This window comes from Lentibacillus amyloliquefaciens (assembly GCF_001307805.1).
GTDB lineage: Bacteria > Bacillota > Bacilli > Bacillales > Amphibacillaceae > Lentibacillus > Lentibacillus amyloliquefaciens.
This window is the reverse complement of the sequence record NZ_CP013862.1, coordinates 1,397,465-1,414,299: the sequence shown is the minus strand read 5'-3', so window position 1 is coordinate 1,414,299 and position 16,835 is coordinate 1,397,465. Positions and strand designations below refer to the sequence as shown.

22 protein-coding genes are annotated in these 16,835 nt (G+C 37.5%); 18 read left to right on the top strand and 4 right to left on the bottom strand.

What is annotated here, in order from left to right; genetic code table 11:
* Window positions 1-21: 21 nt before the first annotated feature.
* Genes AOX59_RS07160 through AOX59_RS07150 form a run of 3 tightly spaced genes read right to left on the bottom strand, consistent with a single transcriptional unit; the run spans window position 22 to window position 1,955 of the window.
* Window positions 22-726 carry a hypothetical protein gene (locus tag AOX59_RS07160; RefSeq protein ID WP_068443873.1) on the bottom strand — a complete coding sequence of 235 codons (705 nt, stop codon included), beginning with the start codon at window positions 724-726 and terminating at the stop codon, window positions 22-24.
* Window positions 713-1,594: an ABC transporter ATP-binding protein gene (locus AOX59_RS07155; protein WP_068443870.1), complete on the bottom strand. Its 882-nt coding sequence runs from the start codon at window positions 1,592-1,594 to the stop codon at window positions 713-715. Before AOX59_RS07155 ends, AOX59_RS07160 begins: the two co-directional genes overlap by 14 nt.
* Window positions 1,587-1,955: a GntR family transcriptional regulator gene (locus AOX59_RS07150; RefSeq protein ID WP_068443868.1), complete on the bottom strand. Its 369-nt coding sequence runs from the start codon at window positions 1,953-1,955 to the stop codon at window positions 1,587-1,589. Before AOX59_RS07150 ends, AOX59_RS07155 begins: the two co-directional genes overlap by 8 nt.
* A 480-nt stretch (window positions 1,956-2,435) precedes the next feature.
* On the opposite strand from AOX59_RS07150, the gene AOX59_RS07145 reads away from it, so the two are divergent.
* The 14 genes from AOX59_RS07145 (at window position 2,436) to AOX59_RS07075 (ending at window position 13,073) form a co-directional block, all read left to right on the top strand.
* Window positions 2,436-3,056 carry a TetR/AcrR family transcriptional regulator gene (locus tag AOX59_RS07145; RefSeq protein WP_082684145.1) on the top strand — a complete coding sequence of 207 codons (621 nt, stop codon included), beginning with the start codon at window positions 2,436-2,438 and terminating at the stop codon, window positions 3,054-3,056.
* Between the two features lie 153 nt (window positions 3,057-3,209).
* Window positions 3,210-4,091: an ABC transporter ATP-binding protein gene (locus tag AOX59_RS07140; RefSeq protein WP_068443864.1), complete on the top strand. Its 882-nt coding sequence runs from the start codon at window positions 3,210-3,212 to the stop codon at window positions 4,089-4,091.
* Between the two features lie 25 nt (window positions 4,092-4,116).
* Window positions 4,117-5,730: an ABC transporter permease gene (locus tag AOX59_RS07135; RefSeq protein ID WP_068443861.1), complete on the top strand. Its 1,614-nt coding sequence runs from the start codon at window positions 4,117-4,119 to the stop codon at window positions 5,728-5,730.
* A 274-nt stretch (window positions 5,731-6,004) separates the two neighbouring features.
* Window positions 6,005-6,205, top strand: coding sequence for a DUF1048 domain-containing protein (locus AOX59_RS07130; RefSeq protein WP_082684144.1), 201 nt, complete (start codon window positions 6,005-6,007; stop codon window positions 6,203-6,205).
* A gap of 200 nt (window positions 6,206-6,405) precedes the next feature.
* On the top strand, window positions 6,406-6,801 hold the full coding sequence (locus AOX59_RS07125; protein WP_068443859.1) for a VOC family protein: 396 nt from the start codon (window positions 6,406-6,408) through the stop codon (window positions 6,799-6,801).
* 580 nt (window positions 6,802-7,381) lie between these two features.
* Window positions 7,382-7,840, top strand: a complete 459-nt coding sequence (locus AOX59_RS07115; protein ID WP_068443853.1) for a hypothetical protein — start codon at window positions 7,382-7,384, stop codon at window positions 7,838-7,840.
* Window positions 7,841-7,864: 24 nt separating this feature from the next.
* Window positions 7,865-8,458, top strand: a complete 594-nt coding sequence (locus AOX59_RS07110) for a TetR/AcrR family transcriptional regulator (RefSeq protein ID WP_068443850.1) — start codon at window positions 7,865-7,867, stop codon at window positions 8,456-8,458.
* A gap of 148 nt (window positions 8,459-8,606) precedes the next feature.
* Complete coding sequence (locus tag AOX59_RS07105; protein ID WP_068443847.1) at window positions 8,607-9,773, top strand: DUF418 domain-containing protein; 1,167 nt, start codon at window positions 8,607-8,609, stop codon at window positions 9,771-9,773.
* A 362-nt stretch (window positions 9,774-10,135) separates the two neighbouring features.
* Complete coding sequence (locus tag AOX59_RS07100; RefSeq protein WP_068443844.1) at window positions 10,136-10,336, top strand: hypothetical protein; 201 nt, start codon at window positions 10,136-10,138, stop codon at window positions 10,334-10,336.
* Window positions 10,337-10,422: 86 nt separating this feature from the next.
* Window positions 10,423-10,587 (top strand): hypothetical protein, encoded by a 165-nt coding sequence (locus AOX59_RS07095; RefSeq protein WP_156418652.1) that lies wholly within the window; start codon window positions 10,423-10,425, stop codon window positions 10,585-10,587.
* A gap of 134 nt (window positions 10,588-10,721) precedes the next feature.
* Window positions 10,722-10,913, top strand: coding sequence for a DUF6440 family protein (locus AOX59_RS07090; RefSeq protein WP_068443839.1), 192 nt, complete (start codon window positions 10,722-10,724; stop codon window positions 10,911-10,913).
* A 131-nt stretch (window positions 10,914-11,044) separates the two neighbouring features.
* Window positions 11,045-11,377, top strand: a complete 333-nt coding sequence (locus AOX59_RS07085; RefSeq protein WP_068443836.1) for a hypothetical protein — start codon at window positions 11,045-11,047, stop codon at window positions 11,375-11,377.
* 145 nt (window positions 11,378-11,522) lie between these two features.
* Entirely contained in the window at window positions 11,523-11,735 is a 213-nt protein-coding gene (locus AOX59_RS07080) for an ATPase (protein ID WP_068443833.1), read from the top strand.
* Between the two features lie 630 nt (window positions 11,736-12,365).
* A complete protein-coding gene (locus AOX59_RS07075; RefSeq protein WP_068443829.1) occupies window positions 12,366-13,073 on the top strand; it encodes a ferredoxin reductase domain-containing protein in 708 nt (235 codons plus the stop codon).
* Between the two features lie 315 nt (window positions 13,074-13,388).
* Here the strand turns inward: AOX59_RS07075 and AOX59_RS07070 are convergent, their stop codons facing one another.
* Window positions 13,389-13,829, bottom strand: a complete 441-nt coding sequence (locus AOX59_RS07070; protein ID WP_068443826.1) for a YtoQ family protein — start codon at window positions 13,827-13,829, stop codon at window positions 13,389-13,391.
* 154 nt (window positions 13,830-13,983) lie between these two features.
* On the opposite strand from AOX59_RS07070, the gene AOX59_RS07065 reads away from it, so the two are divergent.
* The 4 genes from AOX59_RS07065 to ytpR all read left to right on the top strand — a co-directional run bounded on the left by AOX59_RS07065 (window position 13,984) and on the right by ytpR (window position 16,753).
* Complete coding sequence (locus AOX59_RS07065) at window positions 13,984-14,517, top strand: hypothetical protein (RefSeq protein WP_156418651.1); 534 nt, start codon at window positions 13,984-13,986, stop codon at window positions 14,515-14,517.
* A gap of 89 nt (window positions 14,518-14,606) precedes the next feature.
* The gene (locus AOX59_RS07060; protein ID WP_068443820.1) at window positions 14,607-14,924 is read left to right on the top strand and encodes a thioredoxin family protein; all 318 of its coding nucleotides are present in this window, start codon (window positions 14,607-14,609) and stop codon (window positions 14,922-14,924) included.
* Between the two features lie 404 nt (window positions 14,925-15,328).
* A complete protein-coding gene (locus AOX59_RS07055; protein ID WP_068443817.1) occupies window positions 15,329-16,135 on the top strand; it encodes a DUF1444 domain-containing protein in 807 nt (268 codons plus the stop codon).
* A gap of 15 nt (window positions 16,136-16,150) precedes the next feature.
* A complete protein-coding gene (ytpR, locus tag AOX59_RS07050; protein ID WP_068443814.1) occupies window positions 16,151-16,753 on the top strand; it encodes a YtpR family tRNA-binding protein in 603 nt (200 codons plus the stop codon).
* Window positions 16,754-16,835: the final 82 nt, after the last annotated feature.

The window sequence follows — 16,835 nt, the reverse complement described above, 5'->3', positions numbered from 1 at the left end:
TACTAATTACTCTAAAAACGCTTATTCAGGTTGCTGTTTCCCAATAAATCTAGCCCTATCTCCACGTTCTAATGGTCCATTTCTCATGATGAGGAAAGAGAGCAGCATGAATAATACTGCGATCCCTGCAAGAATGTGGACAAATAAGAGATGATCAACAATCACAAATTCTATAAATGGGCTAAGGTCAGCAAAAGTGTATGTTGTAATTAATACCATCAACAATATGGCGCCACAAATTAAGGTTCTTACATTGCCGAGGTTAAACCAAATGGTTTTAATCATTATCCCAACGCCAAAGAGAAAGACCACCCATAATAAATCAATCCAGATATATAATAGCGGATGAGAGCCGTTAACGAGGTCGGCCATATGAAACATTTGCCCTTGATCGATAAAAAATTGGCTTAATAAATGTAATCCATTGAGAATAAGCACGCTTAGCACCATATAGATGCTAACAGATGCAAAGGTTGCCATCATAAACTGTCTTCTCGTTCCGCCTAATGAAAGAATATATTTGTACCCTTGAAAAAGAATAAATGGATAAATGAGAAAAACGGCATAAAAAGGGCCGAAGATTGAACCTAAATCTCCGTTCTCACCAGTTGAGTAACTTAAAAAAATATACAATGCCATTAAAGCGATCGTTATTCCAAAGTTGATATAAAAAGTCAGCCTCATCTCTTTAAACATGAGTAGAAACGGTCCTTTAAGCGTGTTCATATTTTTTGCCCTCCTTTTTTGTTAGATTAACGAGATAATCCTGAAGTGGTGCTTTTTCGATGTTAACTCCAAACTCTTTTGCCCGTCTCTCCCAGTCTGCATTGAAAGGCTCATCAATCATGACATTCATTTGCTTCCCAAGTTTACGTTTGTCAATGATCTTGCTATTTCCAAACAGTGATTCCACTGACTCTACTGATCCCGACAAGTGAACGCCATAATTCTTCAATTTCTCTATTTCTTCATACCGAATAATCGTTTGCTGATCAACCACTGCAATTTTTTCACAGAGTGGTTCAAGTTCATCAATGTGGTGTGTTGACAGCATAATTAATCGAGGGTGTTCCTCGTAACTATCGAGCAGTACGTCATAAAACTGCTTACGCATATGAGCATCTAGGCCGTTGGAAGGTTCATCCATGATCGTCACTGGTGATTTACTGGCTAGCCCAAGTGTAATCTTAATCATTGTCTGCATCCCTTTTGAAAATTGCTTGATTTTCTTTTTCCTTGGTAATTCAAACATATCAATCAATTCGTCGCCTAACTTCTGATCCCAGTTTTTATTGAAAAACGCACCAAAACGAAGGGCATCTTCTACGTCCCATAAGTCTGAAAATGGGTGGTTTTCTTGCATAAAAGTCACATGGTTCATCGCCTCTTTATTGTTATAGGGATTGATCCCGTTCACATTAATCTTTCCTTGATTGGGTTTTTCTAGTCCGGAAATCAATTTCATTAACGTTGTTTTTCCAGAGCCATTACGTCCCCACAATCCTGTAATAATCGGTTCTTCCTCCTGTAACGTTACCTTTTCAAGCGCTGTTACATTCCCATATGAAAACGATAAGTTGTGAATATCAATCATCGTTGTCCTCCTCAATAAATCGAATAATTTCCTCTTTTGTCATCTGAATTCGCTTTGCTTCTTCCAGCAATGGTTTGAGATATTGAAGGTGAAAATCTTTTTTACGTTCAGCAAGCAACCGGCTTTTAGCCCCTTTAGCTATAAACATCCCAACGCCACGCTGTTTATATGCATAACCTGCATCAACGAGCATTGATAAGCCTTTTTGCACCGTTGCGCGGTTCACTTGATAAAATTTAGAAATCTCTGTTGTTGAGGGAATTTGATCTCCTTCATGCAACTCACCATCAACAATATCATCAGCAATCATTTCTGAAATTTGCTGGAAGATTGGCCTGGAGTCATCAAAAACAGCTTTCACAAAAACCTCCTTCCCCCATTTTGTTGATTGGTTGATTAGTTGTGTAATCAACTATATATTAATGAACCGATATTGTAAACAGTTATTTTTTGTTTTCTTCTTATCATTTGTTTAAAACGCTTAGGCATCAAGGACATAAGGGGCAGGAATTATGTGCTTAAAAACCAAGCAAAGTCTGCCAGCTATACAGGAATAGGGCGCTACTCCTAAATAAGGAATAACGCCCATTGCATATAAGGTCATGTTTGTTGAATAACACTACATGCTAATTCAAAATAAAAGAATTCATTTTGATTTCTATTTCAAAATGGATTCTTTTTTATTGATCATAAAATATGGGATTGTGATTTTTTAAATCAAACTTTATTTCTAACCATACCTGTGTTTTTTTTGAACCCGATTGACCAATTTGGTCATTCGTGTTATATTAAAATGACCAAATTGGTCAATTGATTTATGATTGAAAGGGAGGTAACCATTATGAACCCCATATTTAACAACCTGGAATCAGAAAAACAAGAGCTTATTATAAACGCCGCAATAAAAGAATTTGTGAAAAGAGGTTTTGAAAAAGCATCAACAAATGAAATTGTTAAAGAGGCAAGAATCTCTAAAGGTTCGTTGTTTAATTATTTCAATAACAAGAAAGATCTTTATATATATTTAATCGAATACGGTATTCAAGTTATCGAAAATCTTTATGAAAAAATTGATTTGAATGAAACGGATTTATTTAAAAGAATCGAAAATATTGGATTACAGAAATTGTATATCCATCAAAAGTTTCCTCACATTTTTGATTTCTTGGCAGCTGCCATCCAAGAGGAATCAGCAGAAGTAAAAGATATGATTAAGGAAAAAGTTGATCACGTTTATGAACGGGGCATAGAGCTGATATATAAACAAATAGACTACTCCAAATTCCGTGAAGATATTGATATCGAAAAGGCTATTGAAATCCTAAATTGGACGATGTTCGGATTTAGTGAGAAAGAACTTCATCAAATAAATACCTTTGAGGATATGAACGAATTTGGTGAGAAATATCTTATAGAATGGAAAAAGTATTCTGAAATACTGAGATACAGCTTTTACAAATAAAAATGAAATAAAGAGTTGTGTAAGTTTATTAGTTTAAGAAAACCGGTGATAGCTATCAATATAACTTAATCCATCATTTTAAGCTTCCGTATGAACTGAAAAGCATGTTGCAAACAAGTGTCACAATTTTTTTAAATAAGGAGTGTTCCTGTTATGACAGAAATTGTAACTATCAAAGGTTTACAAAAAAGTTTCGGTAAGTTTCAAGCGTTAAGTGACGTTTCATTCACGGTAAATGCTGGAGAAGTGGTCGGTTTTATTGGTCCGAATGGGGCTGGTAAATCTACAACTATCCGTATTCTGCTGGGAATTATGAAACGGGATGCCGGTAATGCGGAAATATTCGGTAAGGATGTTTGGGAAGACAGCCTTGCCATTCACAAACGCATTTCGTATGTCCCGGGAGATGTCACACTGTGGGGAAACCTCACAGGTGGTGAAATTATTGATTTGTTCCTTAAATTGCATGGCGGAGGAGATAAGCAAAAACGAGACTATTTAATTAAACGCTTTGAATTGGACCCGAAGAAGAAGGCCAAAGGATATTCAAAAGGAAATCGGCAAAAGGTTGGTTTGATTGCAGCATTATCTGCTGATTCGGATTTATACATTTTTGATGAACCAACGTCTGGTCTTGATCCATTAATGGAGGCTATTTTCCAGGAAGAAGTTGAAAAAATTAAAGACGCCGGTAAATCTATTCTGCTGTCCTCTCATATCTTGAGTGAAGTGGAACGCTTGGCGGACAAGGTTGCCATCATTCGTCAAGGTGAGATTGTGGAATCCGGCAGCCTTGATGAATTACGTCATTTGACTCGTTCTGCCGTAACGATGGCAACAGAACGTGATGTGGCTGAAATGGCCACTGTAAATGGAGTCTTTGATTTCCAACAAACAGGTAATCAAGCGACATTCTCTGCGGATAATAAACACCTTGATGCTATTTTAATGCAGGCAAGCAAATTAGGGGTCAAGAAATTTGAATCAGTGCCGCCGACTCTTGAGGATTTGTTCATGCGTCATTATGAAGGATAACAATCAGAAAGGAGGATGTAATACGATGAAAGAAAAATTTGCCCGTTGGGATGCATTGTTCCTGCTCTACCTTAAACGTGATTGGAAAAAAATAATTATATGGATTTTAGGACTTGGCTTGTTTTCGGCTGCTTACGTTCCATATTTTGAAGAAATAGCAAAGGGTCAAGGTTTGGTGGGAATGTACCAAACGCTGCAAAATCCTGCGATGACCGCGATGGTAGGCCCTACACCGGTTGAAACAGCGGGAGGCTATACGTTAGGAGCCATGTATGCACACGAGATGTTACTATTCTGTGGTTTATTTGCCATGATTATCGCTGTTTTACACGTGGTAAGCCATACACGTAAAGAAGAGGATCTTGGTCTGATGGAACTTGTGCGCTCATTTCAAATTGGACGTCAAGCAAACTCGCTGGCCGCCATGATGGAAATTGTTTTCATTAACGTTTTATTAGCACTTTTTATTAGCGGAATGATGATGAGCTTTGGTGCTAATACGATTTCTGTTGAAGGTTCCTTATCATTTGGAGCTTCAATTGGAATGGCTGGTATAATCGGTGCCGGAATTGCGCTGTTTATGGCACAAATTATGCCTGATTCTTCGGCTGCAATAGGTTCAGCACTTGGAATTATAGGATTATTGTATATTGTTCGTGCCACAACAGATGTTTCCAATGTTGACTTATCCATGTTCAATCCTTTGGGGTGGACATATTTAACTTATCCTTTTACGGAAAATAACTGGATCCTACTTATTTTTGCCTTGATTTTCAGTGTTATCATGGTGATCATTGCTTTTGCCCTTGAAGGCAATCGCGATATGGGAGCCGGCTATCTTCCTGAAAGAGAAGGACGAGAAAGCGCCAAGAAATCCTTGTTGTCTGTCCGTGGTTTATTTATCAAGATTAATAAAGGCGTGATGGTAGGTTGGTTGATTGCTTTTGTTATTATGGGGGCGGCTTTTGGTTCGATTTATGGAGATATGCACACCTTCCTGGAAAGTAACGAAATGATGAAGCAAATGTTTTCGCAATCAGGCGTTTCCATTGAAGAATCATTCACTGGCACGATTATGATGGTTATGATTGGTTTGGTTTCGATCTTACCAATTGTCATCGTCAATAAACTGTTCTCAGAAGAAAGCCGATCACATTTAAGTCAGCTTTATGCTACAAAAGTGACCCGCAGCCAATTTTATTGGACCAGTATTGGTTTAGCAATCTTTTCAGGTGTAGTAGGAATTTTACTAGTCGCTGGTGGTCTTGGGGGTACTGCCATCTCAGCCATGGGGGATAAATCAACGATGGATATAGTTGATTTTCTTGCTGCTGGCTACAACTTCTTACCATCCGTACTATTCTTTACTGGTCTAGCGGCTTTAGCGCTTGGCTGGGCACCGAAACTGGGAAAAGTGATTTATGTTTACCTGGGCTATTCCTTTTTAATAAACTACTTTGGCGGTATCTTGGAGTTGCCAGAATGGTTTTCCAAAACAGCCATTCAAAGCTGGATTCCACGAATGCCAATGGAGAATTTTGATGCTCCAATTTTCATTATAATAACTGTGATTAGCATTGCATTGATGGTAATAGGTTACCTTGGTTATAGTAGACGGGATATGATTGAAGGTGCTTAATATTGACTGACTAAGGAATAAGTGAAATTAGTTAAAGCCTCTATGCTAAGTCCTGTAAAGGATTGGGCGCAATTCTGTGATAAGAATTGTGCTCATTTTTTATTTCAGGGCCATATTGTGGAATAAAATCTAAATTTGAGCACCTATGAGGACCGTAAAATGAACTTCCCGGAAGAGGTCAAGAGCATTTTGTAACTTTTTGGGATAACTGGGAGTTAATCTCAAGCAAAATTAATAAACTCAAAATCAAAAGGAAATCTAAAGGAGGAGAACTATGAGTATTATTGAAAAAATTATCGGAAGTCTAGATAACAAGCGAGAATGGAAGGCTATGGAGGGGCGTGCGAAGGTACTACCACGTGAGTACAGCAATGCTTACAACGCTATCAAAAGATATATGATGACCACTGGTACTGTTCCCTCAGACGGGAAGGATATCAGCCGTATCTTTGGTGGCATTCTAGAAGTCCGGTGAAAAAGTCGAACTGTGCTAGGAATTTCCCTGCTTTCTGTCGAATATAGTCTATAGAACACTTATAAAATGAAAGCAATCAGATGTAAAGATAAGTATTTAAATTATCTTGAATTCAAGTCTTCAATCAACGGGCGCGCTAGTCGAATAAGAATGTGCTCCCTTTAGGACGATTACTTTGGAACATAAAGGGGGATTGTTTCTTGACCAAGGGATTACTTCACCATATTGAGATATACGTATCGGATTTAAAAAGGTCAGCCGAATTTTGGGGCTGGTTCCTTGAGGAACTCGGATATAACGCTTTTCAGAAATGGGATGGTGGACGAAGTTGGAGATTAGGCGACACCTATATCGTCTTTGTGCAAGCTGAGGAAAAGTTTCGGGATGTTCCATATCATAGGTGTCGGGTCGGTCTTAATCATTTAGCATTTCACGCAGATTCACGGCAACACGTCGATGAAATGACTGAAACACTAAATAATAAAGGAATTAATATTCTCTATAAAGATAAGCACCCATTTGCCGAGAGTAAAGACCATTATGCCCTTTATTTCGAGGACCCAGACAGAATAAAAGTAGAACTTGTTGCACCGTGAACAATACATCCTTCTCGTAAAAAAGTATTGACGGACAATGTTCCTTTATCGGGCGCTAATCAGAAACAGTTATTAGAGCGTTTTTGTATCACACATGCAACAGATTACCGAAGAAGACTGGAAATAGGGGAGGCAATAGGGGTGAAATGAGTACACATAAACTTTTCAATATAATTGGCCTGGTATCAATAGTGTCAGTAATAATTTATTTTGTGGCTTATGCTCACGAATATAGTAAAGATGAAATTATTTCAGGATTGATATTTTACTTTGTAGCAACTGCTATTTATTTTTTGTTTGTGTATCTTTATCACAAAAGTAATCTAGGGCAAAAAATCGTTTTATATGGGTTAAGCACAATTAGCTTAATTCTAATTTTTTTTCTTTTAAGATAATAAGCTTAGCTATCGGAAAGCTTCTTGCAGCAATCGGGCGCTTATCTTGAATAAGATGGCGTCCTTCAGAATCGGGTCAAATCGTTGAAGAAAAGCTTATTTAACTTGACAGGGGAGTTATTAGATGATAAATTTTGATTGATCAATCAAAATAAATATTGACTGATTAAAAGGAGGTATCTGATGTGAGTAATAAAGTGGATGAATTTAACGATCTTCCCCGTTGGTTTCAACGTATCATCCCATTAATAAGTGTTATTTTATCTGTACTTGTATTTTCATATGTTATGTATCTATACAACCAAGAATCATTAGAATTTATGCAATGGGTCCGTTTGATTATCTTTACCATTATGGGCGTAGTATTAATATCTTCTGCCATTGCTTATGTGTTTAATGCAGAATTAGCTTGGAAATGGTTAATAGGTGGATTGGGGTTATTGCCTATATTGCTTTTGTTACAACTTTTTATATTTCTTATGACGATTATAAGAATGATTATCAACTCAATCTTTCAAGGAAGCCTTCCTGAACCGCTTCAAATATTTATTGAAAACTACCCAAGTAAATTTGATGTGGTTATATTATCAGTGCTTTTTATCGTCGGGTTATTATGGATCATTGATAAGTTGAGAAAAAAATAAGAATGAGGAAACGGAGGAACTACTATGGTGGATCAACCATCTTTTATAACGGAGGCAAGGCGAGAGCAAATCATAAAAGCTACAATTGAGGTACTGAATGAAATTGGTTTTGTAAATATAAGCTTGGCTAAAATTGCAAAAATGGCCAAGGTTAGTACGGGATTGATCTCCTATCACTTTGAAGATAAGGAAGATGTGTTGAATAACACGTTAGTTTATTTATTAAAAATGCAATTCGATTATATTAAAGAAAGAGTATCGAAAGAAAAAACTGCATATGATCAACTGATTGCTTTCATTGATGCTTCTTTAGCTTATCAAGGAACGCATAGAGTCAATAATATCGCACTGATTGAGATTGTTTTTAATGCACGTACTGAAGATAATGTTCCTTATTATAAGTTATCGACTGATGAAGAAGATCCATTATATGTGTATTTGGAGGAGATTTTACATTATGGACAAGAGACAAATGAGTTTTCTGAATTCAATCCAAAGAGCGTTTCTACTATGATACAAGGAGCAATTGCTGAAAGTATGCTTATGAATGGAAAACGATTTAACTTAGAAGCATATAAGAATGATTTAGTAAATATGGTGACAAAAATGATTAAATGAGTCATTTATTTTCGGCTGGACTTAGTGCTAATCCCAAAATAAAACAACTTTATGAAGAGCATGCTTATACGGGAATGTGCACATTAACTCTGCACTTTTAAATGACTTTATTGTCAATTACACCACATTATAAATTAGGGGAATTATTATGGGAGAATTATATACTGATAAAGTAACCCAAAAGAAACGTGCAATATCTTTAGATATCGCACGAGGCTCCATGCTCTTTTTGATTATATTTGCACATATACCATTGTTTTTATACACGATAGAACCAGGTGTAATAACAAAAGTAGCAGGGAGTACACCTTTAGACCATTTCTTAAATTTTTTAATGGAAATTATAGTAGATAATCGAGCGCGTCCATTATTCGCAATACTGTTTGGCTATGGTCTAGTCATGATTTACCGTAAACAATGTGAAAGAATGGGTGTTGATGAAGCAAACCGCATTATAAAAAGGCGTTGCTGGTATTTAATATTATTTGGCGCCATACTCGCTGGTGTCGCAGGTATACAAGACATATTAATGACATATGGTATTGCTGGACTCGTATTAGTTTCTACCTTGAAAAAGGATAACAATAAGATTAAGAAATATGTGTTTATTTCCACAGCCATATGTCTCATTTATATACCAATCTTATGGGGCGGTGTCTTATTAGGTAACCAATCTTATGGATTACCGGTAGCATTAACTGGTCAAGAAACATACTTAAATACATCACTTGATCGACTGAGTTCTATACCGATTATTCCATTGTTTAATCATATCTTCTTCCCTGTTATCCCCTCAGTACTAATGGGGGTTTGGTTAGGGAATTTAAACTTATTAATTAAGCCACACGAACATATAAAACTGCTAAAGCAATTAACGATTGGTTGTCTAACTATTTCGCTGATAGGCGCCATACCACTCGTACTAATAAATGATGGTTGGTTTCCTAGTCTCTTTATCGCAGGAATAGCATATGGTATTCATATACTCACTGGTTTTGCTGGTGGTGTAGGCTATGCAACACTTTTTGGACTATTGGGATTAGGCATTAAATATAGTGGCGTAATTGTAGAAGCAATCACAGCAATGGGGAAACGTTCGTTAACATTTTTCGTCATACACGAAGTTTTGATTGTTATACTACTGTCCCCAATCGCTTTCAATTTAGGTGCATTCTTAAGTGTCACAACTTCCGTGCTACTCGGCATCTTTATGTGGGCCGTTACTTTATCAGTAGCATACTTCATGAATCGTCGTCAAATAGAGGGTCCTTTAGAAAAATATATGCGTTATTTGACTTATAAAAAACAGGTATAAAGAATAAAAGGTTGGATGAAAATATTTGCAATATACAGTAAACGGACGCTTGTGCGGCTGAGCATAGGTCTGGAATATTATTCGGTCTAATCTATTTAATTTAATGATTCTTCTCGGACGGAAGTGTTGGGTGGATTTCTAAAAATATGGACGCTTGTATTAGGTATCGATTTTTTAGTTGCTATCAGTTATTTTATATGGCCGAAAAAACCTAAGGGGTAATATTAATTCTTGTAATTATCCTCAGTTTACAGAAAGACAGGTTTCAATAATCGGGCGCTTATCTCGAATAAGGATAGCGCGCCAACATCGCATATAAGGGCCATATTGTGGCATATAAAATTTTAAAAGGAGAGGATATTATGGCGAAAAAAATTCATATTTATGACATTACAATGTCCAATGGAGAGCAGTTTAAAAACATACGAATTGAGGGTTCAATCAGTCGTAATTACTCGGGGATTGCGACTGATTTTATCCCTGTGGAAAATACACAAGGCCAAACAGTTGAACTAGTTAAATATCAAATTCTTAAGGCTGAATTGGTTGATATAGAGGAATAAAAAATATGCTTCAATCGTTCCGGAATAAAAGTAGCGTCCAAATTGCCCTTGTTGGGCTATTTAACTTAATAAAAGGGGGAGGAATAATGAATATAAATTGGTTTTGGATGATTATATTTCTTATGATGATGACAATTATAGGATTCGTGGTATTCGATAGCATAGGTGCTTCATTGGCTTTTGGAATAGCAACAGGCGGTATATTTGGTTTAGTATTTTCCGGCAAAAAGTCAAAGAAAGAGCAGGAATGAGTTTTTTCTGCTCGTAATTTACTTTATACCGAACGGGCGCCTACCTGGAATAAGAATTGGCGTCCTATCTTGTGGAAGTGGATCGTAAGGTAAAGAAATATATGTAAGGTTGACGATGCGGAAGGAGGATTATTATGTTTGGAAGCAAGAAAAAGAAAGTTAGCCGATTCTATATAAAAGCTGTAGAGAATATACCTACACTGGGGAAAATGACAATTTTTGTCGACCGTGAAACTGGAGTAAATTATATTCAATCATGGGTTGGTTCAGGTAATGGTATTACACCTTTACTAGATGCAAATGGAGAGGTCATTGTAGATGATTGATTTCCGTAATACGAACGGGCGCCATTCTGGAATAAAGATTCGCGCCCTGTATTGTAGAATCGGAGCCGATAATGGAATGAATTATGTTAAAATTGTATTAACTTAAAAACGAAGAAAAGTGAGGGATTAATATGAGCTTAACACTAGAAATAATGCGTATTTTTCTACCACTTGTCCTGGTTTGTGGAATTGCAGTATTTGTCGTTTTGAGAATGATACACAAAACTAAGAAAGGCACTCTTGGTAAGAAAAAAACAAGAGGTGCTCAAAATTTATTAGACAGTCTTATACCACTCGGAATGGTGATTGGATTTATTGCTGCTATATTCGTAAGCTTACTTCTCCCAATTGCCTTGTTATCATCAATTGCGTGGGGGCCTGGGATAGGTTTATTATTTGGATATTTTGCTTATGAAATTTATAGCAAAAAAAAGAAGATTATTCATAATGATAGCTTTCCATAATACGATATCATCTAATAACAAATGGTTTATTCAATCAACGGGCGCAGTAATTTAATAAGAGTACAGCCTTCTGAATTTGGTCATTTAACGAAATAAGACTTCAAATAAAACTTAGTATATTGACTTTAAATAAAGGTGGATTGTTGTGAATAAACCTTTTTGGATTCCGTTAATAGCCTCAATTGGAACAATGTTTTTGCTTTATTTGATTGGCGATATTGCTGGTGTTGATTTTCTTGTATTTAGAATGTCATTGCCATATTTTGAGATTTCACTTCTGCCAATCGCTTTTGGGATATTAGTAGGCTTTATTAGTGAATGGATTATCAAAAGTAAATTAAACAAGGATATAACCTGAATTTGGTAGATAAAGGCCGTATTGTTCAATTATAGGGCGCAAGAATTGAATAAGACTTGCGCCTACTTTGTTTTAAATGGCCATTTAATTGAATAAAGTTATATTAAAATTAAATCAGTAAAGCATGGTATATGGGAGGATGATTAAGATGAATAAAAAATTGAATGCACCACAAGGACTGTTTACATTCTTTTTTCTTTGCAGTGGCATTAACTTTGATTTTCACTTTTTTAAAACCGAGTATAGTACAGTCACTGTTACTTGGAATTATTGTATTTTGCTCAAGTTTAATGAGATAGCACATTAAAAAGCCGAAAAAGTAGATTTTTACAGGTGCTAGTATGAGATAAGAAATGGAAGCTTTTCACTTCGTTCCTATTATCCTTATATAAGGATTATGTATTGCAATCTATGCTATTTTGTTCCGTTATCGGACGCGAATAATTGGTGGTGAAAACGTGTTCGTTTGGAACTATGAATAATTTTGGTTCAAGCCCTTCTTCTAAACAGTTAGCAAATTTAAAGTCACATAAGTTATCTGAAATAATCAATCCGTTTAATTGAGAATCATTATCACTTATTGTATATTAGATAGTAACGATACATATAATTGAGTAGGGAGAATATATAATGCAAATATACTGGACTAAAATAAATAAGATTATTGATGAAACGCCTGAGGTTAAAACGTACGTGCTCGACTGTCCGGAAGACTTTACATGGGAAGAAGGTTCCCACACCCACTTTGCACTGGAAGGTTTTAATGCCGGAGATAAACCAGACCGCAGCCTGATTCGTCACATGTCAATCTCCACTTTACCGCACGAAAATTCAATTGGTATCACAACACGCATCAGAGAGCAGTGCTCTAAGTTTAAAATGATTTTAAGAAATCTTGAAGTCGGCAATGAAGTTGCAATATTTAAAACGCATTCGAATGTACCGCTTACAAGAGAAGGCAAAAATGTTTACCTGCTGTCATCGGGTGTCGGCTTGGCAACTTTTAGACCGCTTGTACTTGAGTATTTCGAACGTGCTGACAACGTCAATCAAATTCATTCCCTGAACATCGATTCATCAAAAGATTTCTTATTCACTAATATTTTTGAATCCGCACCTGACAAGAAATTCACATCACAGTTCGTCGATAACCGTAAAGACTACTATGAAGAAGTGAAAAATCTTGCTGCAGACAAGGATGGACTCTTCTATGTTGTTGGCAGCGACGAATTCCTCGTGCAGAACATTGAAGTACTGCGTGAGCAGGGCATCAATCCGGAACAGATTATGCTCGACAAGCATGAACAAGAACTGCCCGAGTTTTTATCCCGCATGTAACTGGAAGTAAAACCCCCACCTCAAATGTTCGCGTATACGACGAAGATTAGGTGGGGGGTGGCTGCCAGTAAATGTCCGATTCGTTCATCTAACAATCAGTGGGGGAAGAAAGAAAACCCCCACTGATTGAAGATTCACTTTATCATTTGATTTGTCAATTTAAGCGAGACAAAATATTTTCTTGATGAATACCAAATAGATGTTCCGTTAAGGGCGATTGCCTGAATAATCTTAAAAAAAGAAACAGCTCAGTAAAATATTAACTAAGCTGTTTTATTTTTATGCCAAAAACCTACTTAAGTCGTCATGCCCTTTTTATTCATAAATATAGCTTAAAACATCAAGTGCCTGATCAACCGTTTCGACTGTTACATTAGCTTTATTGGAAAGTTCTTTCAGCGGGTGGATCAGTGACTCTGGCCGTACGAGAATCGTCGGTTTATTCATGGTAATGGCGGCGCTGGCATCCATTGCTGTGTTCCATTGCTTATATTTTTCACCGAACAAGGCAACGACAACGTCTGATTTTTGCATCAGCACCTCTGTACGCAAATTGTTAATGCTTGAAGCTGCATCGTCCTTATACACATTTCCCGGCTGCTCGCCAAGGATGTCTTCCCCCACATTGTCGGAACGGTCGTGGTTTGTCTGCGGTGCGACAAATGTGAGCGGAAGATTCTTCTCTTTAGCTTTTGATTTTAACTGTTCCCGCCAATCATCGTGAATTTGACCTGCGAGATAGACTGTCAGTTCCATTAAAATCCCTCCAATTACCATAGTTCTAATTCTATTTTACCCGTTTTAGAAAGCAAGGCAAACGAAAAAGTCTGAATTAATATAATCCCCTTTGTCTGAACAAGATTTCATAGTATCATAGACTGAGTGTAACGTGATATCTTGGGGAAGAACAATGAAAAGGTTGCAAAACACTTTCCTGGTGCTGTTTTGTGTTTCACTATGCAGTGGGTGCAGCATGCAATCCGAGGAAGAGGCAATTAAAAATACAAAAGAAACCGCAGAAGAAACGTTTTATGCTGAAAATTCATTTGAATCGAACCGGCAGCTGGACGCTTTTTCTATGTATTTACCTGCAGGCATGGATGTTGTAGAAGAGGATTCAAGCAATGTCATCATTGAAGATGGGGACCAGACATATATCGTGTTTTACAACAATCTGGAGAACCCGCTCAGTGAATTAAGTTATGAATCCGCAGCTGCTAAAAGCGATCAGGCGTTGTTACTTGAGTCGTTTAAAGACCAGGAAAAATTTGGTTATATCCGTGTGCTCCCTGATAAAGAAGATGCTTATGAACTGCAGGCTGGGATTGGCGGGGTGAAAGTAACCACTTATACGTCCAAATCAGAACTGGATAACGATGCAGAAGACATGATAAAGATAGCCAACTCCATTGTCAAAGAACATCAAAACACGGTACAAAAATAATACCTCTCTGCTGTGAAAAAACTGCAGGATGATTGAATCCCGGATGGAACAAGGATATGATAGTTATTAGCAATGGAGGATGATTTGAAATGAAATCAATTGAAACGCAAAAACAATTTTACGATACAATTAAAAACGAAAACGTGGTTGCGGTGTTTTCAGCCGATTGGTGTCCGGATTGCCGTGTGATTGAACCGGTCCTTCCGGAAATTGAACAAGCATATCCAAATTTCACATTTGTTGAAGTGGATCGTGACCAGCTCATTAATATTTGTCAGGAATATGATGTTTTCGGAATTCCGAGTTTCATCGCATTCAAAAATGGCGAAGAAGCCGGGAGATTTGTCAGCAAAGACCGAAAAACGAAAGATGAAGTAATGGCCTTTATGGACAAAGTCAGCTCTTGAACTACCCCACTTAAAGCTCTTACGAACTGTTTGAAGTGGGAGATTCCTACGAACACCTTCGTAACCGAAAGTTTTGAGTAGGCTCTACCCGTAGTCCCTACAGTGAAAGCAAAATATCTTGTACGTTGGATTCACCACACGCCCTACTTTGCTTGGTTTTCGCTACTTCGGCACGTGTGGGACGATTGTTGCTTGAATATTTTACGTGACAAAGCATTTCTTGTCACAACCCCATATATCCAGTTTTCAAAGAGCAATCTGTACAAGAGTATTATACCACGCAAACTTAAGTTTTGCTACGCAAATAGGCGATTCATCTCCACCCTGCTCATTGGGCTACGCCCTTCACAATCCTTGAGGGTGGAGTCTTCTCGACTAAAATGATAAAAGGAGAGACTAAAAGGATGAAAATGACGAGTTTAAAAATGAAAAAAATTCTTCAGGAGCGATTAGCGAATGAAAGTTATAAAACATCCTACAATCGTGATAAAGATACATTTCGGATTGAATGGAAAGATACAGGTCAGGGGATGACCATCACACTGCCGAATGTTGTGTCGAAGTATAATGAACGCGGTGAGTCAGCAATTGATGATCTTGAAGAGCATGTGTCAGAGGCTTTAAAAATCATGCATGAAGATCATCGCCTCTCAGGAATGGAGAAAAATATTTTTCCGGTCATCCGGGCCACATCGTTTACAACCGAAACAAATGGCGGCAAAAAACTGATTTATAAAGACCACACGGCAGAAACGCGTGTTTATTATGCGTTGGACTTGGGAAAATCATACCAGTTAATCGATGAATCAATGCTGGAAGAAGAAGGCTGGAGTCAGGAGCGAATGGATGAAATCGCGACGTTCAATGTCAGGTCTTTAACCAATGACTATAAGAAAGAAACTGTCGCTGATAATGACTTTTACTTTATAGCAACACAGGATGGCTATGATGCCAGCCGGATTCTCAATGAGGCTCTCCTCGAAGAAATGCTGGCCAATGCCAAGGGAGAGCTGGCTGTCGCAGTTCCGCATCAGGATGTGCTCATTTTTGTTGATATCCGGAATAAAGCGGGCTATGACATATTGGCTCAAATGACGATGAAGTTTTTTGCGGAGGGTCGGATACCGATCACGTCACTTTCATTCATTTATGAAGACAAAACGCTCGAACCGGTCTTCATACTAGCCAAAAATCGTCCGGAAAAGAAATAGAAAGGAATGAGCATCATGGATGTATTTTACAACCAAAATGGGATAGGGGACGTCCTGATAGTCCCGATTGAGGATGGCGACCGTTATAATAAGACACATGAAAACTGCGGAGATATTACGAAAATAATGAACAGTCAAGGCGCAATTATCGGCTATAATATTTTTAAAGCTTCCACGTATTTTAATCTAAGCGGCAATGGGAAAATAAGCATGACGGAAAAAATGCTGGATCAAATGAAAAAAGCCTTCAATCAAAATGACCTTGATGATAAACTTGATTTTGATTTAAGTCCAACGTTTGTTGTCGGTCATGTCATTGAAAAGTCACAGCACGAGGATGCTGATAAATTAAGTGTCTGTCAGGTTGATACAGGTGATGAGCAACTGCAGATTGTATGCGGTGCTCCAAATGTTGACGAAGGTCAAAAAGTGGTCGTGGCAAAAGTTGGAGCAATTATGCCAAACGGGATGAAGATTAAACCGACACAATTACGCGGAACTCCATCGAATGGTATGATATGCTCACCAAAAGAACTGGGGCTGCTGAATGCACCCCGGGAAAAAGGGATTTATGTGCTGGATGATACGTATACAATAGGTGAGCCATTTGTATCTTAAAATCAAAACAACCTTTGTCGATTGGCACAGGTTGTTTTTTACTGCAACGGCCCCCATATTGGTCGATAAGTTATCATGTGGG